General features: G+C 60.9%; 26 protein-coding genes. 10 read left to right on the top strand and 16 right to left on the bottom strand.

Going from position 1 to position 25,409, the window contains the following annotated elements:
- Position 1 precedes the first annotated feature (1 nt).
- The 4 genes from LCU97_RS05540 to LCU97_RS05525 all read right to left on the bottom strand — a co-directional run bounded on the left by LCU97_RS05540 (position 2) and on the right by LCU97_RS05525 (position 5,043).
- Positions 2–1,081: a WD40/YVTN/BNR-like repeat-containing protein gene (locus tag LCU97_RS05540; RefSeq protein ID WP_408636348.1), complete on the bottom strand. Its 1,080-nt coding sequence runs from the start codon at positions 1,079–1,081 to the stop codon at positions 2–4.
- Between the two features lie 74 nt (positions 1,082–1,155).
- On the bottom strand, positions 1,156–2,517 hold the full coding sequence (locus tag LCU97_RS05535; protein ID WP_232775787.1) for a DUF1329 domain-containing protein: 1,362 nt from the start codon (positions 2,515–2,517) through the stop codon (positions 1,156–1,158).
- Between the two features lie 18 nt (positions 2,518–2,535).
- Positions 2,536–4,182: a DUF1302 domain-containing protein gene (locus LCU97_RS05530; protein WP_232775786.1), complete on the bottom strand. Its 1,647-nt coding sequence runs from the start codon at positions 4,180–4,182 to the stop codon at positions 2,536–2,538.
- A 93-nt stretch (positions 4,183–4,275) separates the two neighbouring features.
- On the bottom strand, positions 4,276–5,043 hold the full coding sequence (locus tag LCU97_RS05525) for a coniferyl-alcohol dehydrogenase (RefSeq protein WP_053151186.1): 768 nt from the start codon (positions 5,041–5,043) through the stop codon (positions 4,276–4,278).
- A 273-nt stretch (positions 5,044–5,316) separates the two neighbouring features.
- Here LCU97_RS05525 and LCU97_RS05520 point away from each other — a divergent pair, with 273 nt between their 5' ends.
- On the top strand, positions 5,317–7,146 hold the full coding sequence (locus tag LCU97_RS05520; RefSeq protein ID WP_232775785.1) for a sigma-54-dependent Fis family transcriptional regulator: 1,830 nt from the start codon (positions 5,317–5,319) through the stop codon (positions 7,144–7,146).
- A gap of 53 nt (positions 7,147–7,199) precedes the next feature.
- On the opposite strand, the gene LCU97_RS05515 is transcribed toward LCU97_RS05520, so the two are convergent.
- The 4 genes from LCU97_RS05515 to LCU97_RS05500 all read right to left on the bottom strand — a co-directional run bounded on the left by LCU97_RS05515 (position 7,200) and on the right by LCU97_RS05500 (position 10,994).
- Complete coding sequence (locus LCU97_RS05515; RefSeq protein WP_053151180.1) at positions 7,200–7,865, bottom strand: TetR/AcrR family transcriptional regulator; 666 nt, start codon at positions 7,863–7,865, stop codon at positions 7,200–7,202.
- A complete protein-coding gene (locus LCU97_RS05510) occupies positions 7,858–8,793 on the bottom strand; it encodes an alpha/beta hydrolase (protein WP_232775784.1) in 936 nt (311 codons plus the stop codon). Before LCU97_RS05510 ends, LCU97_RS05515 begins: the two co-directional genes overlap by 8 nt.
- 19 nt (positions 8,794–8,812) lie before the next feature.
- Positions 8,813–10,255 (bottom strand): coniferyl aldehyde dehydrogenase, encoded by a 1,443-nt coding sequence (locus LCU97_RS05505; RefSeq protein ID WP_232775783.1) that lies wholly within the window; start codon positions 10,253–10,255, stop codon positions 8,813–8,815.
- Positions 10,256–10,652: 397 nt separating this feature from the next.
- Positions 10,653–10,994 (bottom strand): hypothetical protein, encoded by a 342-nt coding sequence (locus tag LCU97_RS05500; protein ID WP_232775782.1) that lies wholly within the window; start codon positions 10,992–10,994, stop codon positions 10,653–10,655.
- Between the two features lie 257 nt (positions 10,995–11,251).
- On the opposite strand from LCU97_RS05500, the gene yghU reads away from it, so the two are divergent.
- From yghU to LCU97_RS05485, 3 genes are all read left to right on the top strand, one after another.
- Positions 11,252–12,091 carry a glutathione-dependent disulfide-bond oxidoreductase gene (gene yghU / locus LCU97_RS05495; protein WP_053151168.1) on the top strand — a complete coding sequence of 280 codons (840 nt, stop codon included), beginning with the start codon at positions 11,252–11,254 and terminating at the stop codon, positions 12,089–12,091.
- Between the two features lie 132 nt (positions 12,092–12,223).
- On the top strand, positions 12,224–12,757 hold the full coding sequence (locus tag LCU97_RS05490) for a cupin domain-containing protein (RefSeq protein ID WP_053151165.1): 534 nt from the start codon (positions 12,224–12,226) through the stop codon (positions 12,755–12,757).
- Between the two features lie 22 nt (positions 12,758–12,779).
- Complete coding sequence (locus LCU97_RS05485; RefSeq protein WP_053151162.1) at positions 12,780–13,073, top strand: putative quinol monooxygenase; 294 nt, start codon at positions 12,780–12,782, stop codon at positions 13,071–13,073.
- 49 nt (positions 13,074–13,122) lie between these two features.
- Here the strand turns inward: LCU97_RS05485 and LCU97_RS05480 are convergent, their stop codons facing one another.
- The gene (locus LCU97_RS05480; protein ID WP_232775781.1) at positions 13,123–14,040 is read right to left on the bottom strand and encodes a LysR family transcriptional regulator; all 918 of its coding nucleotides are present in this window, start codon (positions 14,038–14,040) and stop codon (positions 13,123–13,125) included.
- Between the two features lie 131 nt (positions 14,041–14,171).
- Here LCU97_RS05480 and LCU97_RS05475 point away from each other — a divergent pair, with 131 nt between their 5' ends.
- Entirely contained in the window at positions 14,172–14,960 is a 789-nt protein-coding gene (locus LCU97_RS05475; RefSeq protein WP_232775780.1) for an SDR family NAD(P)-dependent oxidoreductase, read from the top strand.
- Between the two features lie 66 nt (positions 14,961–15,026).
- Here LCU97_RS05475 and LCU97_RS05470 read toward each other — a convergent pair whose 3' ends face one another.
- Entirely contained in the window at positions 15,027–15,434 is a 408-nt protein-coding gene (locus LCU97_RS05470) for a VOC family protein (protein WP_053151154.1), read from the bottom strand.
- A 186-nt stretch (positions 15,435–15,620) separates the two neighbouring features.
- On the bottom strand, positions 15,621–16,547 hold the full coding sequence (locus LCU97_RS05465) for a Gfo/Idh/MocA family protein (protein WP_232775779.1): 927 nt from the start codon (positions 16,545–16,547) through the stop codon (positions 15,621–15,623).
- A gap of 262 nt (positions 16,548–16,809) precedes the next feature.
- Between LCU97_RS05465 and LCU97_RS05460 the strand changes: the two genes are divergently transcribed.
- Positions 16,810–17,238 carry a DUF2628 domain-containing protein gene (locus LCU97_RS05460; RefSeq protein ID WP_053151147.1) on the top strand — a complete coding sequence of 143 codons (429 nt, stop codon included), beginning with the start codon at positions 16,810–16,812 and terminating at the stop codon, positions 17,236–17,238.
- A gap of 177 nt (positions 17,239–17,415) precedes the next feature.
- On the opposite strand, the gene LCU97_RS05455 is transcribed toward LCU97_RS05460, so the two are convergent.
- Complete coding sequence (locus tag LCU97_RS05455; protein ID WP_053151146.1) at positions 17,416–18,198, bottom strand: DeoR/GlpR family DNA-binding transcription regulator; 783 nt, start codon at positions 18,196–18,198, stop codon at positions 17,416–17,418.
- A gap of 209 nt (positions 18,199–18,407) precedes the next feature.
- Between LCU97_RS05455 and LCU97_RS05450 the strand changes: the two genes are divergently transcribed.
- Both LCU97_RS05450 and LCU97_RS05445 read left to right on the top strand, forming a co-directional pair.
- Complete coding sequence (locus tag LCU97_RS05450; RefSeq protein ID WP_053151143.1) at positions 18,408–19,421, top strand: response regulator; 1,014 nt, start codon at positions 18,408–18,410, stop codon at positions 19,419–19,421.
- Positions 19,422–19,424: 3 nt separating this feature from the next.
- Positions 19,425–20,378: a GGDEF domain-containing protein gene (locus LCU97_RS05445; RefSeq protein WP_053151139.1), complete on the top strand. Its 954-nt coding sequence runs from the start codon at positions 19,425–19,427 to the stop codon at positions 20,376–20,378.
- Between the two features lie 40 nt (positions 20,379–20,418).
- Here LCU97_RS05445 and LCU97_RS05440 read toward each other — a convergent pair whose 3' ends face one another.
- On the bottom strand, positions 20,419–21,579 hold the full coding sequence (locus LCU97_RS05440; protein ID WP_053151135.1) for a hypothetical protein: 1,161 nt from the start codon (positions 21,577–21,579) through the stop codon (positions 20,419–20,421).
- Between the two features lie 160 nt (positions 21,580–21,739).
- Between LCU97_RS05440 and LCU97_RS05435 the strand changes: the two genes are divergently transcribed.
- Positions 21,740–22,888, top strand: a complete 1,149-nt coding sequence (locus LCU97_RS05435) for a MalY/PatB family protein (RefSeq protein WP_232775777.1) — start codon at positions 21,740–21,742, stop codon at positions 22,886–22,888.
- A 41-nt stretch (positions 22,889–22,929) separates the two neighbouring features.
- Here the strand turns inward: LCU97_RS05435 and LCU97_RS05430 are convergent, their stop codons facing one another.
- Complete coding sequence (locus LCU97_RS05430) at positions 22,930–23,334, bottom strand: VOC family protein (RefSeq protein ID WP_053151295.1); 405 nt, start codon at positions 23,332–23,334, stop codon at positions 22,930–22,932.
- Between the two features lie 190 nt (positions 23,335–23,524).
- On the opposite strand from LCU97_RS05430, the gene LCU97_RS05425 reads away from it, so the two are divergent.
- Positions 23,525–24,382, top strand: coding sequence for an SDR family oxidoreductase (locus LCU97_RS05425; protein ID WP_053151129.1), 858 nt, complete (start codon positions 23,525–23,527; stop codon positions 24,380–24,382).
- A 42-nt stretch (positions 24,383–24,424) separates the two neighbouring features.
- On the opposite strand, the gene LCU97_RS05420 is transcribed toward LCU97_RS05425, so the two are convergent.
- Both LCU97_RS05420 and LCU97_RS05415 read right to left on the bottom strand, forming a co-directional pair.
- Positions 24,425–24,874 (bottom strand): DUF421 domain-containing protein, encoded by a 450-nt coding sequence (locus tag LCU97_RS05420; RefSeq protein WP_053151126.1) that lies wholly within the window; start codon positions 24,872–24,874, stop codon positions 24,425–24,427.
- 7 nt (positions 24,875–24,881) lie between these two features.
- On the bottom strand, positions 24,882–25,400 hold the full coding sequence (locus tag LCU97_RS05415) for a hypothetical protein (protein WP_232775776.1): 519 nt from the start codon (positions 25,398–25,400) through the stop codon (positions 24,882–24,884).
- Between the last annotated feature and the right edge of the window lie 9 nt (positions 25,401–25,409).

Genomic DNA, 25,409 nt, shown 5'->3' with positions numbered 1-25,409 from the left:
TTCAGCGTTGCGCCGAGAAAAGATCGGGATTGAGGCGGATCACACCGCCCAGTCCGACGCAGATCAAGCTGCCGTCGGGGGCCGCCACCAGGCCGGCAATGGAGGTGCCGACCGGCGCGGACAGGGATCGAAAACGGCCTCCCCTGCCCGCGCTGAGCAACAGGTCTCCTGCCTGACTGGCCAGCACCAGCGCTCCGTCCGGCAAGGGCGTCGCGGCCGATAAAGCCACTTCCAGGCCGGTTTGCAGGGGGCGCCAACTGGCGCCCTGATCACCCGACCAGAAAACGTTGCCACGCAGACCGAACGCCACCAGCTCGCCGCGAGCATTGCCTTGCACGCCGAAGAAGCTGCCCGCATAGGGAGACTCGAGCGCCTGGAAACTGTGCCCGTTATCGTTGGAGCGCAGCAGCAAGCCCCGCTCGCCCACCATGAACAGCGCATTGCCGGCTGCGCGAATGCCATACAGGTTCAGGTCCTCGGGGTTGTCCACCTGTTGCATCCAGGGCTGCCAGCTTTGGCCACCGTCCTCGGTGCGCAGGATCAGCCCATAGGCCCCCACGACGTAACCGTTACGAGGGTCGCTGAAATACAGGTCGAGAAATGGCTTGTCAGGGCCGTCGGCCACCAGCCGCTCGGCATCGCTCAGGCGCTTGGCGTCGCCGTCTTGTCGAGCCGACACCAGCGCCAGCTGCGCAGCGGCGTTGCCATCGAGTTGCTTGCTCCAGGTTTCGCCGCCGTCCGTACTGCGCAGCACCACGCCCATATGACCGACTGCCCAGCCCTGTTGGGCCGAGACGAATTGCACAGCCGTCAGGCTGACGCTGACCGGCACCTGCGCCTGACGCCACGTCGTCCCGGAGTCGTCGGAGAGCAGAACGATGCCACGCTCGCCCACCGCCACCAGCCGTTCACCTGCGCGGGCCACCGCCAGCAACACGGCATGGCTGGCCTTGGCGCTCTGCATGGCTGGCTGGTCGAGCAACGCAATCCGTGGATTGGCCGCGGCCCAGCCGGGCGCCAGCGAAAACATCAGCAACAGGGCCGCCGACAGTGCCCGTCTGAATGAAAAATTACCGATCATGCCCGCTCCAACCGCCCATGAATTGATCCATACCCAACGCGCCGATGCTCGTGCCCGGCGCGTGGTTCAACGTCTTAGCGCAGACTGTCGTTGGCCATCGCATCCGGCGTGAAGAACGACGCCGGCGGCCGCGGATAACTCTGGTATTGCACGTCCAGATCGTTGGCCGACGAGTTCAGGAAGTAGGCGCCGGTCTCCAGGTTGTAGCTGCCCCACTGCATTTGGGCGGTCAGCACCGGCATCTCGGGGGCCAGCAGTGTCAGCGAGTAGTTATGCCGTCCCAGCTTGCCTTGGGCGTCATAGCCATCGACCAGCAGCACTTGCCAGGAATCCTCATCCAGGTAATAGGTGCGCTTGGGCACCACGTGACGCTTGCCTTCGCGCAGAGTGGCATTCACCACCCAGACCCGGTGTTTTTCCCAGCGCACCAGATCGGGGTTCAGGAAGCCCGGCTTGACCAGGTCGTCGCTCTTGGCCGCCGCCGAACGGTTGTTGTTATAAGGCACCAGCAACTCTTTCTTGCCTTCCAGCTTCAGGTCGTAGCGGTCGGTCGGGCCGAAGATCATGAACGCCTCGTCGAAGAAACCGACGCCGGAGGTGACGAAGTCCGGGGTGTCGTAGGCGATATTTGGCGCGCGCCGTACCCGACGCTGGCCCACCAGGTACTGCCAGGCTGCACGTTTGCCTGGGTCCATATCCCAATGGGTCATCAGGCCTTCGCCGGCCTTGGAGGACGGCAGTTCGGTGGCCAGTTTGCCGATCAGGAATTTACCGTTGAACGTTTCCAGGCTCCCCTCTTTGAAATAGTAAGGATCCTGGTACCAGAACCGTGCCCGTGTAGCCTGGATTTTCTTGCCGCCAGCGGTCATCAGCCAAGTATCGAACGGCGCATAGAAGGTGTCGGCGCCCTGCCAGGACAAGCGATAGTTCCACAGCGCCTCGGTGCCGTTCTGCGGCAACGGGAACGGAATCCCGCCATAGGCGCCGCTGACTTTCTCGGTTTCCACCTCGACGGTGGCGCGGGTCGCGTTCTTCAGCGTGTTGTCATACACCCACTGCGGGGCAGCGGCACTGCGGTGGGTCGGGTAGACGTCCAGGCGATAGCCCGGATATTTCTGCATCAAGGCCTTGGTGCCATCGGCCAACAGGTCGGCATATTGCGCCATGTTCGCGGCGCTGACGGTGTACAGCGGCTTTTCGGCGGCGAACGGATCGGCGCGTTTGTCGCCGTTCTTGTAACCGGCGGGTACTTGGGTGTAGCCGCCCGTCCACGCCGGGATACTGCCGTCCTTGTTGGCCGCCCGCTCGGCGCCCAGGGGGGTTAGGTCTTTGTTCAGCCGTGCGGCCTGCTCGGGGGAAACCGCCGCGTGCACGAGGCCGGCGCTCAACAAGGCAATGGCCAGGGCCGGGATACGCAAGGAAAATGGGTTTTGCATAGAGAATGAAACCTCTTATTAGAATGTGGTTTTCACGTACATGGAGACGAAATCGCGGTCGGCCAGGGATTGCGCATAGCTGAAATTGCCGTCCTCGCGCAGCCCCGCCCCGGTCTTGCCAAAGAAATTCACGTAGTTGATGCCGAAGTCCCAGCGCTGCAGGTAGGTGGCCTTGACGCCGATGCTCCAGTCACCGGCATGGGTATTGCCAAAGCCTGACTTGCTGACCGCCGATGAACGCCCGTCGAGAACCACGCCAAACCCCACCGGCACGCTGATGTCTAGCGCGTCAGCCACCTGGAAATAGGCCGGTTCGGCCAGCACTCGCAGTGCGGTGGCGTCGCGGGTGGTGTTGGAGTCCAGCGCAGCACGGTTCTCAGTGACGCTGAGGGTGCGGTTCCAGGCCAGCTCAGCGAGTACCGAGCCACCGTCCCACAAGGCGTTGGGCGGCAGCAGGTAAATGGTCGAAAGGTTGACGTGGGCGGTCTTGCCCTTGGCGTACAAGGCGTCCCCGCTGTTGTCCGCCGCCGTGCCGGGCGCGACCACTTGCAGGTTGCTGACCAGGGGCGCGTCCCACCGCACCGAGGTTTCGCCGGCGAAGTTGAACGGGCCGTAGGCGGTGGAGAAGCTGGCCCCGACGGTCTTGATGTCTTCGGCATAGACCTGGCGGTAGGCCCCCAGGATCGGCAGTCCCGTGGCAGCCGCCGCAGGCCCGTCCAGGTAGGCATACAGCGCACTCGGTGCCTTGTCGTGGTATTTGGCGGCGTAGAAGCCCAGCTCCAGCTCGGTGCCTTCCGGTTTGTAGCGCAATTGCATGCCGCCCTGCCCCGAGTTCCTGGCCTCGATATCGGAGGCATGCACGGTGGTGTTGCCGAACACCTCGGTCCAGTCGCCTGAACCCTTGCCGATACCGTCGTTGTCACTCAGGTAGCTGCCGGCGCCCGGAAGATTGGAACGCTCCCACTCGAACTGATAGTAGGCCCCCACCGATAACTGGGGGGTAACCTGCAGCTGCCCGGATACCTGATTGACCGGACGCAGGATCTCCTTGAACTGGGTGCCCGGTACGCTGAGCAACTTGACCACATCGGTGGGCCCCTGGGCGGCGGCGATGCCGTTGCCCCCGTAGAACAGGCTTTCGCCATAGATCAGGCTGTGCCGACCGAGACGCACGGTCCCCTGGCTCGCATCGCCGACGTTACCGCGCAGGAACACGAAGGCATCCAGTATCTCGGCGTCACGCCCATGCAGCTCGCGGGTATCGTCGAGAAAGTGCGGGTTGGCGCTGTCGTCGGTGTCCTGGTTATAGACATCGTCATACCACGCTGCGCCGCTGAGACGCAGGCCATAGTTTTCCTTGCTCAGGTCCATCTCACTGAACAGGTCCAGCCGGTTGGAAACCAGCCCGCGACTGAAATTCCTGTCGCCCTGGCTCTGGATCGAGGGGTACAGGCCGCCCGCCGTCGGCGCATTGGTCAGACGGTCGTCGGCCCCTTTCAACCGCCAGGCCTGGCTGTACTTGAGGGTGTTGTCCCAGCGCAGGCGCCAGTCACTGTCGCCCAGGTCGATCTGAGCGGCCTGGGCTTGGGAAGCCAGGCCGGCGAGGCAAGCCGAGAGAGCCAGGGCCGAACGTTTGAAGCCCGGATAGCATCGAGAGTTGTGCATGGAGTTCCTCATTGTTCTTGTTGTCTGGAAACATGTTTTCTTGGAAAAAACGGCAATGAGCTGCACGCAAATGCGCAGTCGGTGAACCCTCGTTCAGATGTAGGTGGAGGCCAGTCCCCCATCGACGGGCAGGTTGATACCATTGATCCAGCGCGATTCGTCCGCGCACAGGAACGCAATGGCGACAGCCACCTCATCGGCGTAGGCCGGGCGTTTCATGCGATGGGCGTCGGCCTCGACGCGCGACTGACCGAGCATGCTGACGAATTCGCCGAGGATGGGCGTGAACACCGGGCCCGGCGCCACGCTGTTCATACGCACCGAGTGTTCCATGAACCAGGGTTGCGCCTGCAGGTAGGTCCAGACGATCAGGGCTTCTTTGAAATACTGGTAGCAACTCTCCTTGGGCACCGGGTGCTGGGCCAGCCACGCTTGTCCCTGGAAGAAACCCTCGATACGCGCCAGTTCCTTGTGTAGATCCAGGCGTTGCGGCCACTGGGCCCCGAGGATCGACGCCACATTGACGATGCTGCCCCCCTCGGCGATGCGCGGCAGTACCGTCGTGCAGAGATGGCGCAGGCCCAGGTAATTGACGTAGGCAACCCGTTGCGGATCGGCAGTGCCCGGCACCCCGGCGATGTTGCAAAGCCCATCGATACGCTCTGGCAACCGACGCACGGCGTCGTCGATCGCGTCGGGATGGCTGAGATCGGCCAGGACGAACCCATCCAGGCTTATGCTTGGCTCGTTGCGGTCCATGCCGATGACGAGGGCGCCACGGGCACGCAGGGCCCTTGCTGTCTCGGCGCCAATACCCGAGGAAACCCCGGTCACGACGATCTTCTTGTTGGTCAGCTTCATACGGGTCTTCCCGGTTGATGCTTGTGCAACCCCGCGCACAAGGGTCGCCAAGCCATATTGTTATTGCCGAATAGTTAATATCGGTAACTAGTTGTAGCAAGCGATATGCCATCTCACGGAAAGGACAACCGGACCGCTCAAACACGGGGTATACAGGGATTATTGGGTATTCAAGCTTTCACGCGGCGCGCTACCACCTGAGAAAAAAGTGATGATTTCAGCAAATTCATGCTGCACTATGCGGAATATGATTACTCACATTAAGGGTTTCTCATGGCAGACAAGCTGATTTCCCTGGCCGAGCTTTCCGGCGAAGCCAAAAAGAAACCCGCCCGCGGTGCCAGTGAGCAATTGCCGCCAGGCGCCTCTCCCACGCTGCAAGACCTGACCGAATGCCTGATGTTCAGCCCCGGCGACGGTCGCATCTGGTTGAACGGCGCCCGCATGCTACTGATGCACAGCAGCGGAATCGGCGCATTACGGCGTGAGTTGATTGAAAGCATGGGACTGTCGCGCGCCCGAGGCATCATGTTGCGCACCGGCTACCATTGCGGCGCCCGCGACGCGGCGCTGATCAAGGAACGTTTCCCCGAGGCCGACTTCCTCGCCCTGTTCGCCGCCGGCCCGATCATCCATGCCATCGAAGGCGCGGTGAAGGTCGAGCCGGTGCACTTCGAATTCGATATGAACCTGGGCACCTATTACGGCGAATTTCTCTGGCACCATTCCAGCGAAGACGACGAACACATCGCCCAGTTCGGCATCGGCACCGAACCGGCCTGCTGGATGCAGACCGGCTATGCCACCGGATACACTTCTGCGATGGTCGGCCGGCTGATCCTCTATCGCGAAGTCGAATGCCGTTCCACCGGATCGAACATCTGCCGGCTGATCGGCAAGCCCGCCGAAGAATGGGACGATGCCGAAGGCGATCTGGCGGACCTCAACGCCGAACCCTTTGTCAGCACCAGCGGACGTAGCCCGACCTCCCACGGCCGTGACGACAAAGGTGCACTGCCGGCCGAGCTGCAAGCCGCTCACCAGCCCACCCAGGACAGTGACATGGTGGGTATTTCTTCGGCCTTCAACGCGGCGTGCCACATGCTGCGTCGGGTGGCTCCGACCCAGGCGACAGTGCTGTTCACCGGTGAGTCCGGGGTCGGCAAGGAAATGTTTGCGCGGATGCTGCACCGCATCAGTCCGCGCCATGACGCCCCCTTCATCGCCATCAATTGCGCCGCCATCCCGGAGAACCTGATGGAGTCGGAGCTGTTTGGCGTCGAGCGCGGCGCTTTTACCGGCGCAACCCAGTCACGCGCCGGACGTTTCGAACGCGCCAACGGAGGCACCCTGTTTCTCGATGAGATCGGCACTCTCAGCCTGGTGGCTCAAGGCAAGCTGCTGCGCGTGCTGCAGGAAGGCGAAGTCGAACGGGTGGGCGGCAGCCGGACCCTCAAAGTCGACGTGCGAGTGGTAGCCGCCACCAACGTCGACCTGCGTGCCGCCGCGCAACGAGGGGAGTTTCGCGAAGATCTGTTCTTCCGCCTGAACGTGTTCCCGATCCATTTGCCGCCGTTGCGTGAGCGCAAGGAAGACATCCCGCTGCTGATGACGCACTTCCTGCATCGCTTCACACGGCTGCATGGTCGCCAGATCAGCGGCTTCACTCCGCGCACCGCCGACACGCTGCTGGCCTACGACTTCCCAGGCAATATCCGCGAACTGCAGAACCTGGTGGAACGTGGCGTGATCAGCGCGCCGGATGGCGGTGCAATCGACCTGGCACACCTGTTCACCAGTGGCGAGCGACTGGCGCAGCCGATGTTCTCCATTGGAAATCGAGGGCAACTGGCAGCGTCGCCCCATGACCAGGCCCCGGCCTCCCGTACGGTGTCCGCGCACAAGGACACAAGCCACGAGGCGATCCAGGCGCTATTTGGTGATAAAGACCTGAGTCGATTGTCGTTACAGGAGGTCGAGGACACCTTGATCGATCATCGCCTGCTCGAGGTCAAAGGCAATGTCTCGGAAGCAGCCCGTCGCCTGGGCCTGACCCGTGCCCAGTTGTCCTATCGGCTGTCACGGCGTGACAGCGGCGAATAACCGATAGCGATGGGCATCCCCTGCGGGAGCAAGCAGGCCCGCTCCCGCAAGGGTCATGAGTGATGTTGCGGATGGATAAAGCAGCGCCCGAACATCTCGAGGACGACATCGACTCGCTGGCCGATCTGTTCATCCGACCAGCACTGCTGGACGCCCAGGGTGAAGAGCTTGAGCGGCTGGCAGATCAACAGCGCGTCAATCAGCTCGACCGCCGGCTCGACATCCTCCTGGACAAGCAACCCCTTGCCGGCGGCCTTGCCCAACCAACCGCGCAACAGGCTCAGGCAGCGCTCGGCTCCTTCCTGATACCAGATCCTGGCAATGCCCGGCGCGCTCTCGCGTCCTTGCGCGGCCATCAGATAGAGGCCCAACGCCAATGGAGACAGTGTCAGGCGCGCCCACAGCGTCAGGTACATGCGCAATTCGCTGAGCAGGTCCCGCGCACAGTCGATGCCGCTTTCCAATAGCAACTCAAGCGTCGACAAGTCCCGGGCGACCAATTGCGACAGCAACGCTTCCTTGCTCCCCACCAGCAGGTAGACGGTTTTTTTCGAGATCCCCGCGGTTCGGGCGATGGCGTCCATGGTGACATTGGCAAAGTTGCCGCTGCCGACCGCCTCAGCCGCCGCGTCCAGCAACAGGCTCATCTGCTCCTGACGACTGCGCATCGGTGGACGGCCGCGACCGCGCCTGACAGGTTGCTCGGTGGTTTCAGGCATAAGCGCTCTCGCTATCGTTCTCCTCCCCCGCCCCGCTGCGGAATGCCTCGCGCAGGGCATCCTCAACGAATTGCCAGGCCTGCTGCGCCGAAGCATCCGGCCCCAGATGGGTGAACATATGGTCACAGCCAGGGAACATCTTCGCGTTCACCGAGACCCCGGCCTCGCGCAGTTTGTGCCCATAGGCTTCACCTTCGGCTCGAAGGATATCGTACTCGGCGGTGATGAGGGTCGCAGGCGGCATGCCCCGCAATGCCTCGACCGTCGCCAGCAGTGGCGAAACCAGCGGGTCCCGGGCCTGGGCCGGATCACTCAGATAGCAACTGTTGAAGAAACGCACCAGGCCCGAGCCGAGTAGCGGCTTATCGAGGGACGAGCGCTTGAGCGCCGGGTCCTGAAGCAGATCCAGAACCGGATAGTCGATGACTTGATGCACCACCCTGAGCCCCTGATGCCCCCGTGCCAGGTTGGCCACGCCAGTGGCCAGGTTGCCGCCGGCGCTGTGGCCGCCGACGGCGATGCGTTGGGGATCGATTCCCAGAGTCATCGCCTGCTCGGCCAGCCATTCGAGCACCCTGAAACTTTGGCGCAAACCGGCGGGAAACGGATGTTCGGGCGCCAGGACGTAGTCCAGGTTGACGACCAGGCACCCGAGGTTGTGCGCCAGCCGACGGCAATAGCTGTCGTCATGTTCGGGCACACCCGCCACGAAACCGCCGCCATGCAGGTTCAGGTACACCGGCAAAGGGCTTTTGGAAGTTGCAGCGGGCCAATAGAACAATGCCCGCGCTGGCCCCCAGGCCGTCGGGATGTCGATTTCGTCCACCGTGCGCAACGGGTACTGCGCCGCGTCGTACGTAAACTTGGCTTTCATGCGTTTGGCCAGGGCGCGCAACAGCTTGGCCTTGACAGTCTTCAATACGCTCATGGTCAGGCTCCCGGGCGGCTCACTCGGCCGTCAACAATTGATCCAGCAAACCGTGAATCATCGCGCCGTAGGGCGCGCGCATCGCCAGGTTGGACTCCCCCGCCGGGCTCTGCACCACCACCGCCTTGGCATGGCTGAAGGTACGGAAGCCATAAACGCCATGATAGGCACCCATGCCAGAGTGACCGACACCGCCGAATGGCAACGCCTCGAACAGCACATGGCTCATGACATCATTGATCACCACCGCGCCTGAGGTCGTGCGCTTGAGCACCTGCTGGCGCTCGTCGGCGTCCTCGCCGAAGTAGTAGGCTGCCAACGGCCTTGGCTGAGCATTGACGTAATCGATGGCGCTGTTGAAGTCGCGGTAGGTCTTGACCGGCAGTAACGGGCCGAAAATTTCTTCACGCAGTACCTGCATTTGCTCGCGGGTTTCAAGCACCAGGGTTGGGGCGACCTTGCGGACTTCGCGATCGCTCAGGTCTTCCTGAGCCGGATTGATCTCGATCAGCCGCGCGCCCTTGGCACGGGCATCGGCGAGGTAACCTTGCAGACGGTCGAAATGGCGCGAGTCGATGATGGAGGTGTAATCCGGGTTGTCCCGCAGCGTCGGGTACAGCGTGCCGACAAAGCGCACCGCCTCTTCGACGAAGTCCGGGAGCCATTCTTCCGGCAACAGCACATAGTCCGGCGCCAGGCAGATCTGACCGGCGTTGAAGGTTTTCACGGTCAGCACCCGCTGAACCGCTGTGGTGAGATCGGCGCTGCGCGAGACCAGCACGGGCGACTTGCCGCCCAGTTCCAGCGTCACCGGTACCAGGTTCTCCGAGGCGGCCCGCATGATATGGCTAGCCACTGCCGTGCCGCCGGTGAAGATCAGGTGATCGAAGGGTTGCGCGCTGAACAGCGCCCCGACCTCGGCGTCGCCCAGTACCGTGCTCAACTCGTTTTCATGGAAGTAACGACCCACCAGCTCAGCGATCAGCGTCGAGGTGCGCGGAGTCAACTCCGAAGGCTTGAGCATGGCCCGGTTACCGGCGGCGAAAATACTCGCCAACGGTCCGAAGGCCAGCACGATAGGGAAATTCCACGGACTGATCACCCCTACCACGCCCAATGGCTGGTACTCGACCCTGGCCTGGCACCCGGGAAACGGGGCGGGATGGGACTGCGGCTGCATCCATTGGGCCAGGTACTCACGACAATGCTTGAGACTCGCCACCGAACCGGCGATATCGGACAGCAGCGTCTGCTCGCGACTGCGATGGCCGAAATCCGCGGACACCGCTGTGACGATCGCTTCACGGTTGTCCAGCAACAAGGCAATTGCCCGATCGAGGCGATCACGCCGCAGTTCCAGGCTCGCAGGCCCTTCGTCCAGGTGAGCCTGCTTCATGCGTGCGAGTGCTGCAGGGAGTTGTTCGGCGTGAGTCGCCAGGACTGAGTGACCGGGAATGCTCATGGTGTGGGTACCTGGTAATTGTTATTAGACAGTACTATTTATCGGCAAAGCAGCGACCTTCTGCCGCCCCGCAGGCTGAGTATGGCAAAAAAAACGGCAAAGAAAACCCCATGGTTTCCTAATTTTCAATGTTGGAAAGGCAGAGAGATGCCCGAAAACAGGCGAAAAAGGTGAAGAAATATGGAACGCAGCCGTCAGGAACAAGCCTGGCGGTCCGGGATTGAAATTTTTAAAACAGGCGCCCTAAGCTGGCAATAAATTAATCAATATAACTATGCGAAAGCGACCGACTGGCACCGCGTCGATAAAAAAAGCCCCGTGACCAGGGCGGTACGGGGCAAAGGGATTTGGTTGGTTGCGGCCAACCAAAGGAGCACAGACAAAACGTTCGAACCGGTCAGATGCAATCCTGCGCGGCACGCTCAAAACTCGACGGCAAGAGGCTCGAAGCCAACAGCCGTCGTTCATAGATAAAAACCTTGCCGCCGTTTCCGGCCTTGTAGGCCTCCAGCACGTTGTCCGCCGCGACTTTGCTCGGCACGACGATCCGGTAGCTGCGTTGCGTCTGCGAGACGGTCGGGTTGAGTGTACTGCCCTGTAATTTCGGCACGACGCAATCGGCGTATTCGGCAGGGGTCTTGTCGGTCACCAAGGTCAGGGACGGATCGTTTGGCGCGGACGCACAACCGGCGAGCAGTACAGAGGCCATCGCCAGGACCGGAATGAATAAAAGGCGCATCGGGCTTTCCTGAAAATAAAGAGGGTTCGTTATGCGATGGTGGCGATTGTCCAATGCTCGGCAGCGAAGCAGAACTTGCTTTGCTTGATGATCACTATCACTTCAAGCAATAGTTATGGCATAGACCTTCCCAGCCGACTCCTATTCAATCGTGACGTTGGCCATGCACGGTCATTGACCGTGCAGGGGCCGTTCACTTTTGCGGCTGCAGTGATTGCCGCAAGCAAACGCCGCAAGCAAACGAAAAGGTACGTCCCATGAATGAAACGTCCTACACGCCTCCAAAAGTCTGGAAACACGAAGCGCCCTCCGGCGGTGAATTCGCCAATATCAATCGCCCCGTCGCAGGTCCAACCCACGAAAAAAACCTGCCTGTCGGCAAGCATCCACTGCAGCTCTATTCCCTGGCCACACCCAACGGTGTGAAGGTGACCATCCTGCTCGAGGAACTGCTGGCACTCGGGCACACCGGCGCGGAATACGATGCCTGGCTGATTCGCATCAACGACGGGGACCAGTTCTCCAGCGGTTTCGTCCAGATCAACCCGAACTCAAAAATCCCGGCCCTGGTGGACCGCAGTGTCGAACCGTCGATCCGTGTCTTCGAGTCCGGCTCGATCCTTTTGTACCTGGCAGAGAAATTCTCGGCGTTCCTGCCCTCCGATCTGGCCGGTCGCACCGAAACCCTGAACTGGCTGTTCTGGCAGATGGGTTCGGCCCCTTACCTGGGGGGAGGCTTCGGACATTTCTACGCGTACGCACCGGAAAAGTTCGAGTACCCGATCAATCGCTTCACCATGGAAGCCAAGCGCCAACTGGATGTCCTGGATCGTCGGCTTGCCGAAAGCCGATACCTGGCTGGCAACGATTACACCATCGCCGATATCGCGGTCTGGCCGTGGTATGGCCAGCTGGTTCGCAACAACGTGTATTCGGCTGCCGAGTTTCTCAGCGCGCACGAATACACCCATGTGCAGCGCTGGGCGGAAGAAATCGCCAAGCGGCCGGCGGTCATCCGCGGACAGCGCGTCAACCGGACGTGGGGGGATGAGGCCAACCAGGTGCCAGAGCGACATGCGGCGCAGGATCTGGAATGATCGTGGAGACGGGCCTGCCTGGCTGACTGTCCGGCCTTGAATTCAATTCAACAATCATGTGCCGCCCTTGCCGCTTATCCAGCTCAGGATGTCGATTGATACTGGCCCCATCAATCGACGCAAGAGGCTCCCATGAAACACCCATCCCTGCTCAAAAAAACCGTGTCCCTCGGCATCCTGTTGACTGCGCTGCAAGGTATACCCCAAGGCGCGATGGCGGCGAATGCCGGGCAATCCGCAGCCACGCCTGCGGTACCGGAGTTGATCAACCCAGGCCAATTCAAATGGCAGAAAACCATTCCCCAACTGGGGGATAGATCCCCTGAATACGCCATCCTGCACGCAGACACCGAAACCGGCCTGACAACGTTGATGTTCCGCACACCCGTGGCGGTGCACATCAAGCCACACACCCATGCCCGCGCAGAAACCCATGTGGTACTGGTGGGCGGCACTCATGTCTTTGCGTCTGAAGGCGTGCGCTATGACATCGAGAACGGTGGTTTCTTCCGTGCGCCCGGCGGAGTCGTACATGAAGCCTGGCTACCGGCCGGGTCACAGACGTTCAACATCCTGGAGAGTGGTTGGGTCGTGGACTGGATCAACGGCGGTCCGTCTGCCGAGGACGTTGACCAATACCCCCCGAAATCCACTGGTAAGCGTTGATCGGATCACGAGGAAATCACACATGTCTGAACCATTGATCATCATTGCCCGCGCACGGGCGCGACAGGGCCTGGAAGCGCAGATGGTTACCGCCCAGAAGGCACTGGTCGCCGCTACCCGTGGCGCTCCCGGCTGCATCAATTACGAACTGCACGTGTCCAACCATGAGCCCGGCCTGGTGACATTCTTCGAACGCTGGGCGTCCGTGCAAGCCTGGCAGCAACACATGCAAAGCGAGGCCGTACGGACATTCCGGGAAACAGCCGGACATTGCATCGGGGATTTCGAACTGGAAGAAATGCACCAGGTGGCATGACCCATCACTTCTGGCAAAGCCGCAGTCCGAACACTGCGGCTTTCGTCGTTCAGCCCATCCGCCCGATAGAACTGAGGAAGGGCCCGATCCGCTCCACCATGAAGTCAATGAACACCCGCACCCGCTGCGGCATGTAGCGCTGGTTGCTGAAGATCGCATGGATCTCTTCGGTGTCTCCGGGATTGTAGTCCCCGAGCAGCTCGACCAGGCGCCCCGCCGCCAGATCATGAGCGACGTGAAACAGGCCCAGGCGGCTGATGCCCAGCCCGTTGATTGTCAATTGGCGCATGGTTTCGCCATTGTTGGTCAGGATGTCACCGCGGACTGCCAAGTAGTGAGTGTGGCCTTCCATCCTGAACGGCCATTCATCCCGCGAGCGCCGGAAATTGAAATTGAAACAGCGATGGTTCACCAGATCTCCAGGGACCCGTGGTACGCCGTGACGCTCCAGATAAGCCGGTGAAGCGACCACGGCGCGGCGACTTTGGCCCAGGTTTCGCGCCCGGAAGCTGGCATCGTCCAGCGGGCCCATGCGGATCGCGACGTCGATACGTTCGCGCTTGAGGTCCACCAGCGCATCGGTCAGTGACAGATCGAGTGTGATGTCGGGATAGCGCTGGTTGAAATCACTGATGATCGGTAGCAACTGATGGGTGCCGAAGGGGACGGAGACGTTGATTCGCAACAATCCGCCGGGCATCACCGCTGTCCCCACGGCGTCCTGTTCCGCCTCCTCGATGTCATTGAGGATGCGTATGCAACTGTCGTAAAAACGTCCTCCCTCATTGCTGATGGTCAACTGCCGCGTGGAGCGCTCGAAGAGGACAACGCCCAAGCGCTCTTCCAGCCGCGTGATGAGCTTGCTCACGGCAGATGGCGTGATGTCCAGCAGCTTGCCGGCTGCTGAGAAGCTGCCGGTTTCGACCACTTTACTGAATACCAGCATTTCGCCGCTTCGGTTATCCATGCGTACTCTATCTATGAATTGATTTCCGCAATCATATTCCATTACACGGTCTTATCAACATAACAGCCGCTCCCCATACTTTCTCGCAAGCGAAACGATTCGCTCAACGACCTCGATCGCAGGAGAACAGAATGAACCTTGAGTTAAACGGCAAGACAGCGCTGGTCAGTGCTTCGACTTCAGGCATCGGCCTGGCTATCGCCACGCAGTTGCTGGAAGATGGCGCCCACGTCATCATCAACGGCCGCAACGGCGATACGGTCGCCCGGCAGGTCAGTGAACTGAATCAGCGCTTCGGCGGCGAACGCGCCCTGCCCCTGGTGGCGGACCTCAGCCAGCCTGGCGGTGAAAAACTGGCCGCCGCGGCCTACCCGCAGATCGATATTCTGGTCAACAATCTGGGCACCTACGAACTGAGCGACTTCTTCAGCACTCGCGACGAGGACTGGCAACGCATGTTCGAAACCAACGTCTGGAGCGGCGTACGGCTGGCGCGCACCTACATGCAGGGCATGCTGGAACGGGGCCGGGGCCGGGTCGTCTTCATTTCCAGTGAAGTGGCACTGACGCCAATGGCGTCCATGGCTCACTACAGTGCGAGCAAAGCCACCCAACTGTCGATTTCCCGTAGCCTGGCGGAGCTGACCAAGGGCACCGCCGTGACGGTCAATGCCGTGCTGCCAGGGCCGACCGAGACGGACAGTCTCAAAGGCTTCATCGAGTCGGTGAACCCGGACCTGTCCTACGCCGAGGCCGAAAGGAAGTTCATGGCAGAAAATCGTCCTTCATCGTTGATCTACCGTCTGGCGAAACCGGCCGAAGTCGCCAACGTGGTGGCCTTCCTGGCCAGCGACCGCGCCGCGGTCATCAATGGCGCGGCGATTCGTGCAGAAGGAGGCACGGTCCAGACCATCGCCTGATCGCGCGCAATACCGCCACAGCGCCAGGGCGGCATGTCCCGCCCTGGTCCGACAGTAGCCAATACTCTATTGGCGCCCCTCGCAGTTGACCATCCAGGCAACGCCGAAACGGTCTTCGAACATGGCGAAACGTTCCGCCCAAAAGGTTTTTGCCAATGGCATATGCACCCGGCCGCCTGCGCTCAAGCCCTGGAACAATCGCTCGGCCTCGTCCACGCTGTCGACGTTCAGGGATACCGATACGCCCTGCGGCTTCTGGAACGGCTGGCCCGGCGGGCAATCGGAGGCCATCAGGCTGAAGGCACCCACGGTCAGGCAGGTGTGCAGGATCAGGTTCGGATCCTTGGGCATGCCGGTCTCTTCAGGCGCCTCGGCAAACGACATGGAAAACAATTCGCCGCCCAGCACCTCCTTGTACAGGGTAAACGCTTGCTTACAGTTACCATTGAAAGTCAGGTAGGGAATGATTTTCATGGTGGAACCTCCTGTGATCGGTTTTCACGGTTGATGGGAGCTGCACGGGCCTTTGCTTTCTGCTCGCATGCCCATAATCGAATGGCCATGGACGAAATCGACAACCGTTCGAATTATCTTCGACAGATGGAACCGAACAGGGTCGGGCTTCGAATCCGGGCCCTGCTCTTGCGGCGCGTCTGATCCTCAGTCGTAGAACGGTTCAACCAGCGTGCGGCTGCCCACGAAGAAGCTGTCCGCCACCAATCGCAACGGCTGCAGGTCCAGGTCGCTGGTTCTGTCGGCGATCAATTGCTGGAAATGCCGATAAACCGCCGCATACTCGCCCTCCTCCGAAACCGCCTGGCGCACGCCGTCGATGCTCATCTGCGCTCCGCCATTGTCCAGCCGCAGGATGCCTTCGGCGCAGCGAATCTCGATGCTCCAGAGCTCCTCATGACCATGGTCGAAATCGAATTCGGCGCGGATGTCCATATGGCGGGCATCCGACATGCGGATGCTGGCGGCAATGGGCGACTGGCAATTGTCGGGGACACGCAACTCGGCCGACTCGACGAACAGCGGCAAGGGCAACAAATGGGTGGCAATAGACAACGCGTTGATACCCGGATCGAAGACACCCAGGCCTCCGGGTTGCCAGATCCACGCCTGACCGGGATGCCATTTGCGCACATCTTCCTTCCAGTCGATCCGCACGCTTTGCACGGTCCGGGTGGCCAACCAGTCCCGAGCGGCCTCGATACCCGGCGCATAGCGCGAATGCCAGGCAAACAGCGCGCTGACGCCGTATCTGTCGGCCTGAACCACCAGCTCCATGGCTTCCCCCAGAGTGGCACACGGCGGTTTCTCCACCAGGACATGCTTGCCCGCGGCCAACGCCTGTTGCACCAACGCGAATCGACCCTGTGGCGGTGTACAGAACGCAATGGCGTCAACCTGCGGGCCGTTGTCGAGCAATTGGCCCAGGGACTGGAAGTTCTCCACGCCGGCGCAGGGTTTCCCCTGGGTGGCGACGGCCACCAGCTGGAACGCCGGGTTGGCGTGGATGGCGGGAACGTGTTGGTCCTGGGCAATCTTGCCATAGCCCACCAGACCGAGACGAATCGGTTGCATCTGGGACTCCTGATTTTTATACGCTGGTTTTTATGTAAGGGTCGGGCAGCAAACTAGACGTAATTGCCGTGGCAGACAATGGGCACGTTCGGGATGGGGATGGCCCGGTGTCCACAGGAAAGTGATACGTGTCACAGATCGGAGGGCCGCCGAGGCTGGCGATGCGGTATTTTGCCGCTTGAACGCTTATAAAGCGTGCAGTGCGAGCACAGGAAATCCGGAAGAACGACTCACCCCTCATGGACCCCAAAGGAGCTACAGAATGAGCAGCAGCGAGCAATTGCAAGCTACCGGTAAATACAGCGCCAAATGGCAGGAGCGTTTCAACTTCTTTGAAACCTACGGAGCGCCCAGCGATCCGCGCTACAAGGAAGCCATGAAGAAACTGCCTGACTTCAAGAAGAAGATCCTTATCAACGCCAACATCATCGCCTTCTTCTTCGGCCCCATCTATCTGTTCGTCCTGGGCCTGTGGAAGAAGAACCTGGCCATGATCGGCCTGATCATCGCGATCAACATCGCCTTGAGTGTCATTTTCGCGATCATGGGCATGGAGGTTCCAAGGCCCCTGAACACCGGCCTGAGCGTCGCGTTTTCCATGACCTACGCGATGATGACCAACTACGCCTACTACCTCAAGGAAGTGAAAGGCGAGCAAGGCTGGAACCCGTTCCAGGGTATGCGCTTCTGATTACTCGCCCGGCTACTCAAGAGCCCGCGCCCCGTTACAGGGAGCGCGGGCTCTGCATTTTCGCATTCCGTATGGGCTCAGCCGATTTCCCCCGCCCATGTCCAATTGCACGATCATCCGGGCATCGGTGATGAAGCTGTAGCGCTTGTCCTGCCGGTACCGCCCAGCGGTCCTGCATCACTCGCGAGCGGCGGCCACAACATTGGAGATTCTGCTGAAAAAAGGCTCCAACCGTTCACGCGGTGCATCATGCTCCACCACCAGGGCCGTGACCTCTTCGCAGGAGGCTACCTGGTAGTGGGCAATGCTGGACAATTTCTGATTGGTCACCGCCACCACCACCTGACCACTCGCCGCAACCACTGCACGTTTGAATTCCGCGTCATCGAGACCGAATGCCGTGATGCCGTTGTCCGGATCGATGGCACAGGCGCCGAGAAAACACAGGTCGAAACTGAACTGCTGCAATTGCCGTACGGCGGTCAGCCCGATGACGCCGCCGGCCACGGGGTCCAATTGGCCGCCCAGCAAAATGACCTTGGCCCGAGGCAGCTTCATCAATTGCACCGCGATCAACGGCGAGTTGGTGCCTACGGTCAATGACAGTTTCGGGTCGATGGCGCTGGCGATGGCCAGGTTGGTCGAGCCGGCATCCATAAAGACATGTTGGCCTGCGCTCAACAGCGAAGCCGCTGCCTGGGCAAGGCGCCCCTTGCGCGCAGTGTCCTGACGTATCCGCACGTCCATCGGCCCTTCGGCCGCGGGCAACAGGATGGCGCCGCCGTAAACGCGCTTGCACAACCCCGCCGCCGCCAAGGCACTCAGGTCACGCCGTATCGAATGTTCGGACACCTTGAATTCGCTGGCCAGATCGGCTGCGATCACTCGGCCGTACAAGGCCAGGCGATCTCTGATCAGTTGCTGGCGTTCGCCGGGAAACGCTTCTGAGAATGTATTCATGAATAAACAAACCCGCATAAACAAGCGCAAACAATCATAAGCGAGCAATATGCCGATTATTCGGCAGGGCGTCAAAGCTGTTCATTTATCGAACTTCCGGGGACAACGACGCTTCAAAATAAAACCACCTGAGGGATTTGACGGTCGATAACCCTGCTCGTTAGGTGGTTTTACCGGGCCTATGGCATGATGCCCTAGTACTTACCCTGATGAGAGCCGTGTCTGTGTCAGTGATTCCCCTAGTGGTATGTGACGACTCCAATATGGCCCGTAAGCAAGTATTACGGGCGCTACCGGCGGACTGGCCAGTCTCCATCACCGAGGCCAGCCATGGTCGCGAGGCCATGGACGCCATACGCAAGGGGTTGGGCCAAGTGGTATTGCTCGACCTGACCATGCCCGAGATGGACGGCTATCAGGTGCTGAGCGCCTTGCGCACCGAAGGATTGAAGGCGCAAGTCATCGTGATCTCCGGCGACGTACAGGAAGAAGCGGTACGCCGTGTCCATGAACTGGGTGCCCTCGCCTTCCTGAAAAAACCCTTCGACGAAAACGAACTGCGCCAGACCCTAGGCCGCCTGGGGTTGCTGAACGGGCCGGGCCTGACCACGTCGCAAAATCGCTCGACCGCCAGCACCGCCATCAACTTCCACGATGCCTTCCGCGAAACGGTCAACGTGGCCATCGGCCGTGCAGCCGCGCTGATCGCCAAGGTACTGGGGGTCTTCGTGCAGTTGCCGGTGCCGAACGTGAATATCCTCGAAGTGGGCGAACTGCACATGGCGCTCGCCGATGCCGGCAGTTCCCGGCAACTGACCGCCATCTGCCAGGGATTCATCGGCAGTGGCATTGCCGGCGAAGCATTGCTGATATTCCACGATTCGGAGATCGCCGATATCGGCCAGTTGATGCAGCGCCAAAGCGACGACTATTCGGACCTGGAAATGCTCCTGGATCTTTCCAGCGTGCTGATCGGTGCGTGTCTGAGCAGCATCGCCGAACAGATCGATGTGGTGTTTTCCCAAGGCCATCCGCAAGTGCTCGGTCAGCACGCCGCCATCGAAGAGTTGATCCGGGCCAATCGCACCCACTGGAAAAAGACCCTGGCGGTGGAAATCAGCTATGGCCTCGAAGGCCAGGATATTCGCTTCGATCTGTTATTGCTGTTCACGGAAGATTCCATCGAGCGGTTGACCCACAAACTCGCCTACTTGATGAGTTGAGCCATGAACAATCCTGTCGATCTGAATGAATTTCACTGGTTGCTGGCGATTGTCCAGAGCATCGATGTCGGCGTGGTGGTGCTCGACCGCGAGTACCGGGTGCAAGTCTGGAACACCTTCATGGAGAACCGTTCCGGGATACAGCCCAAGGATGCCCACAACCAGCACTTCTTCAGCCTGTTCCCTGAAGTCGACCGTCAATGGTTCATTCGCAAGGTTGAAAGCGTTGCCACACTGGGCACGCCGGCGTTTACGGTCTGGGAGCAGCGCCCGTACCTGGTGCGGTTCAAGAGTTACCAGCCGATCACCGGCCAGGAAGAATTCATGTTTCAGAACACCACGCTGCTGCCGCTACGATCCCCCGACAGCCACATCAACCATATCTGCCTGGTGATCTACGACGTCACGGACGTTGCCACCAACCGGCATCAGCTCCAGGCCGCCAATGCACAGCTGCAGTTGCTCTCCAGCACCGACCGACTGACCGGCCTCTACAACCGGGGGCATTGGGAAGAAAACCTGAAGGCCGCCTATGCGCGCTACCAGCGCTATGGCAACACGTCCAGCCTGGTGATGTTCGACATCGATCATTTCAAGCGGATCAACGACACCTACGGGCACCAGGCCGGTGACAAAGTGCTCGAACAGATCGCTGCGATGGTTCGCGAGCACGTGCGCGAATCCGATGTGGCCGGGCGCTATGGCGGTGAAGAGTTCGGTGTGGTGCTCTCGGACACCGACAAGGTCGGTGCCGGGATGTTCGCCGAACGCCTGCGCAAGGCTGTTGAGGAAATGGACGTGCCTTACGGTGAGCAGGTCATCCGTTTCACCATCAGCCTCGGGGTGGCCGAGATGAACCAGCCACTGAACAACCACGCCGACCTGATCTCCCGGGCCGACCAGGCCTTGTATACCTCCAAGAAGACCGGGCGCAACCGAGTGACGGTGTACGAGTGATGCATGGAGGGACACCCCGGATCAGGGTGTCCGCCGCTCCTCAGGGCAACTGCAGCGCTACTCCACCGGGATGCTTGCTGACCAGGCTATAGGGCAGGACGCTCCATTCGACGCCACCACACGCCGCGGCGACATGGGGGAAGGAAGGCTCGATCATCAGACCTTTGTCCGTAAAGTACCAAGTTGGGAAGCGCCATGGATCCTCCTCGCTGTACGCGCACTCTGCGTCGCTGCTCATCGGGTTCGGATAAAGCTTGAGGAACTGCGCCACCAGCCAGGGCGCGAACTCGTTGGAACGGTAGGCGGAGAAGGCCTCGAATCCGTCGGCGGACGCGTCGCTCTGGCTGTCGAGTTCGTCGTAATGCAACGGCTTGCCTTCGCCGACCCAGAGCACGTCCTCGAGCACCAGGGACTGGCCGGTCTTCGCATCGAGATTGAGCGCAACGTTGTTGTGATCCGGATAAGGACCGCCACAACTGTACGCCGTGCCGATATTCACGCTGATGACCGAGGGCGTCATCAGCAGCGGCTTGATCGTTTGTTCGTAGGTGCTTGCCTCACCACCGGCCAGGCACCCGTAGTACCCCACCACCTCCTGCCACAGGCGCCCCAACAATTGCTGGTTGATCCGCTGCCGCTCTTCGACGCTGTAGCCCGACACCACTTCGAATAATGTCAACTTCGTCTGCGGCTCGATCCACCATTGCAACGAGTAGCCATTGAACGTCTCGGTCTTGCCCGGCTTGAGCGTCATGCCCTGCAGACGCAGGTATTCGTAGGGCGCGCTGTCGCGGAGTCGGGCGATATAGGGCAACGTTCCGCCCGGCACATCGGCCAGCCTGGCCGGCTCGAGTTCGACCTTCAGGACCTTGCCTTTGCCACTGCGCCATTCGCCGTCAAGACCGTTGGCCGTGGCCACCAGATGCAGCTGCGGCCCCGGCGCATCGCCGTCATGCCGACGTTGGCCTTCGTCCAGTACCAGCGTCTGGCCCTGTTTCTTGCCGCTGAGCAGCAGGTCCTTGCGGTACTTGCGATAGAAATAGCGGCCCTCGCCAGAGCTGGAATCGAGCTCCAGCACGATCGGTATGTCCCCCAGCGTACCGGTGTAGACACGGGCCTCCTTATCAGCCAACGGTGCGGTGGAAAAGCTTGAGCAGACCGCCATGACCAGGCCAGCCAGATAAACAGATCCTTTGGACATCGTGTCATCCTTGAAAATTTGCGCGTCGACTTGCTAGAAATTAGCACGGTTGCGAACAAACGGACGCCCGAATATCAGCGTGCACGCGACGCGGACGCGAAGTGTCCGGCCGATTGCTTTATCATGTGCGCCATTTCCTTTGCGACCCGATGGAACGATCATGACTTTCGATTTCGACCCCGTATTTGACCGCCACGGCACCGGCAGTACCAAGTGGAGTCGCTATCCGGCCGACGTGCTGCCGATGTGGGTGGCCGATATGGACTTCCCCGCCCCGCCGGTGGTCATCGATGCGCTGCGCAAACGCCTGGAACATCCGATGCTGGGTTACAGCGTGGCCCAGGACGACCTGCGGGCAGCCATCGTGGCGGATCTGTGGAATAAATATGCCTGGCGCGTGGAACCCCAGCAGATCGTTTTCCTGCCGGGAGTCGAGCCGGGCTTCAACATGGCGCTGCACGCCCTGGTGGAGGCGGACCAGAACGTGGTGGTGCAGGTGCCCAACTATCCGCCGCTGCGCAATGCCCCAGGCCACTGGAAGCTGAACAAGGTGGAGCTGCCGTTCAACGCGCTCAACGGTGAGTTCCACACGCCGCTGGCGGCGTTGCGCGAGGCACTGAACGGCGGCGGCGCGCTGTTGTTGAGCAATCCTCATAATCCGTTGGGCAAGGTATTTGCGCGAGAAGAGCTCAAGGCCGTGGCGGACATCTGCCTGGAACAGAATGCCTGGATCATCTCCGATGAAATTCATGCCGAACTCTGTTTCGATGGTCGCGTGCACATCCCCACTGCATCCCTGAGCCCGGAAATCGCCGAGCGCACCATCACCCTGATGTCCGCCAGCAAGGCTTTCAACATTGCCGGCCTGAAAACCTCATTCGCCATCATCCAGAACGCCAAGGTTCGCGAGCGGGTCAACAACGCCCGGGCCGGCATGGTCGACAGTGTCAACGCCCTGGGCCTGGAGGCGACGCGAGCGGCCTACAGCGAAGCCGGCCCCTGGCTTGACGCCTTGAAGGGGTATTTGCAAGCCAACCGCGATTACCTGGTCGAGGCCGTCAAGACCCGCCTGCCTGGCATCATCATGACCGTACCGCAGGGCACCTACCTGGCGTGGCTGGACTGCTCGGGACTGGGGCTGGAGGACCCACAGGCGTTCTTCCTCGACAAGGCCAGGGTGGGACTCAGCGCCGGCCTGGATTTTGGAGACGATGCCAGGCAATTCGTGCGCCTGAACTTTGGCTGTCCGCGGGCGCTGCTGGAGGAAGGCATCGCACGGATGGAACGCAGTCTGAAAGCCAGAGGCTGAGCGGTGGCAGTTGCGAGCGCCTTCGCTCACAACTGCCTGCTTCACTCATGCATGTCCGGCGTGTACACGAAACACAGCTTGTTTCCCTCCGGATCCCGGCAGTACGCCCCAAAATACCCTTCTGAATAACGCGGACGCAGCCCTGGAGGGCCTTCGTCGTGCCCCCCCATGGCGATCGCCAGCTCCCAGGCGGCGCGCACCGTTTGCGGTGAGTCGGCGGCGAAGCTGACTTGCATGCCGTTGCCCCAGGTCGCGGGCAGGCCATTGAACGGCAGTTGCACGAACACCTGAGGCCAGTGCTTTCCGGGTTGATGCCAGCCTTCTCCCGGCGGGCCCGAATCGTCTTCACTTTCCATGCGCACCAACCCCAGGCAGCCGAGGACTGCATCGTAGAACGCGATCATTTTCGGCAGGTCGCGCGCGCCGATCTGTATGTGGCTGAACACGTCCATCTCCCGGTTGAACACGCATGGCTGTTGGATGACGCCTGTTCCAAGGCGTTCCTTGTCGTAGATGAGCGGTCGCCGAAACGCTCCGCGCCACGCTCATCGACCGATGCGGTGATCCAACCGAACTCTGGCCGAAGGCAGGCAGTCCACCCTGCAACGCAACTTCAACCTGCCCTGGAGAACGACGATGGCCGACTACCCTTTCCCACCTTTTCCGAAACAGAGCCAACCGGTACCCGGCACTCAGTACAAGATGGACCCGTATCCGGACTGCGGCGAACAGAGCTACACCGGTTCCGGGCGCTTGGCGGACAAGATCGCTCTGATCACCGGGGCCGATAGCGGCATCGGTCGCGCCGTGGCGATTGCCTTTGCCCGCGAAGGCGCCGACGTGGCCATCGCCTATCTGGACGAACACGAAGACGCCAGGGAGACCGCCCGCTGGGTCGAGCAGGCCGGCCGCCAATGCCTGTTGTTGCCAGGGGACCTCGCGGACAAGGCGCAATGTCGCAAGACGGTTGACGAGACCGTGGCCCGCTTCGGGCATATCGACATCCTGGTGAACAACGCCGCCTTCCAGATGACCCACGAGAACCTGGAAGACATTCCAGATGAAGAATGGGTTCGCACCTTCGATATCAACATCACCGCGATGTTCAGGATCTGCCAGGCAGCCGTACCGCACATGAAGGCCGGTGGCTCGATCATCAACACCAGTTCGGTCAACTCCGACATGCCCAAGCCGACATTGCTGGCCTACGCCACGACCAAGGGCGCCATCGCCAACTTCACCGGTGGCCTGGCACAAATGCTCGGCCCCAAGGGCATCCGTGTGAACAGCGTGGCGCCAGGGCCGATCTGGACGCCGCTGATCGTCGCGACCATGCCCGAGGAAGAGGTGCAGAATTTCGGTTCCCAGACCCCCCTGGGCCGTCCGGGCCAGCCGGTGGAAGTGGCGCCGATCTATGTGCTGCTGGCATCGGATGAGTCCAGCTACATTTCCGGGTCACGCTATGGCATTACCGGCGGCAAGCCGATGCTCTGAAGCTGCGGCGGCACGGGCGAGGGAGAGCTTATCCCTCGCCCGTCAGGACGACTCCTTGGGGATCACCGATATTTTCCCGTTGCGCTCGATGATCGCGAACTTGATCTGCGCCAGGGTCTCGATGCCCTGGCTCGAACGCGCCGCTTCCATGATGTCTTCCTCTATCAACCGCGCATGCCGCATGCGCCCCCGCAGGAGCCGGCCATCCTCGACGATCACGGTCGGCCCGCCATCGATCAGCCGTGACACCCAACTTGAACGCTGCTTGAGCAGCGACAGCCCCACGTCGATGGCAATCAGCGTCACGATCACCATCAACGCATTGGTCAACGAGAAGTCATCCCCCAGCAGAGCCTGCTGAGTCGCCTCGCCGATGATCATCAGCAGCACGAAGTCGAAAGTGGTGATGTCCGCCAGGGAACGACGGCCGGCGATCTTGAACAGCACCATCAATGCCAGGTACATCACGGCGGCCCGCAGCACCGAATCCATACGTCACCTACGGAAAAATGAATTGATCGAAACTCACCGCCACGCCACCGGGCATGGCGATACGGCTGTGGTACATGCCCAGCCCTTCGCTGAGCAGGGACAGGTGAAGACTCGCCTCGCCCCGGGCATCGGCCTGGACCCAGAGTTTCATACCCTGCCCCGCGCTTGCCGAACGTACAGGCTGGGGCTGCAGCGTCTGCACGTCGAACCCATCCATCCAGTCACCGCCCAGCTCCACCTCCAGCAGAGCATCCGGCTGGCCCTTGAGCTGCAGGACCATGGGATGGGTGGAGCCGTTGCGATGAAACAACTCGTAGCTGACCCTCAGCCGGCCATCACTGCTTTGTGCGTCACGGCTACTCAGGGGGCCACGGGAGAACAGCCCCGCCAGTGTCAGAATCACCAACAGCACCAGCACGTACCAACCCACTCGCTCGAAGCGCCAGACCTTGAGCTGGTAGGCCATGTCTTCGCGTACCGGAAATACCCGATTGTGGAAATCGTCGGAATCGGTGTTTTCGTTCATGCACGCCTC

The organism is Pseudomonas uvaldensis, from assembly GCF_021271205.1.
Lineage (GTDB): Bacteria > Pseudomonadota > Gammaproteobacteria > Pseudomonadales > Pseudomonadaceae > Aquipseudomonas > Aquipseudomonas uvaldensis.
The sequence above is the reverse complement of the archived record's forward strand: the minus strand, read 5'-3'. Positions and strand labels throughout refer to the sequence as shown.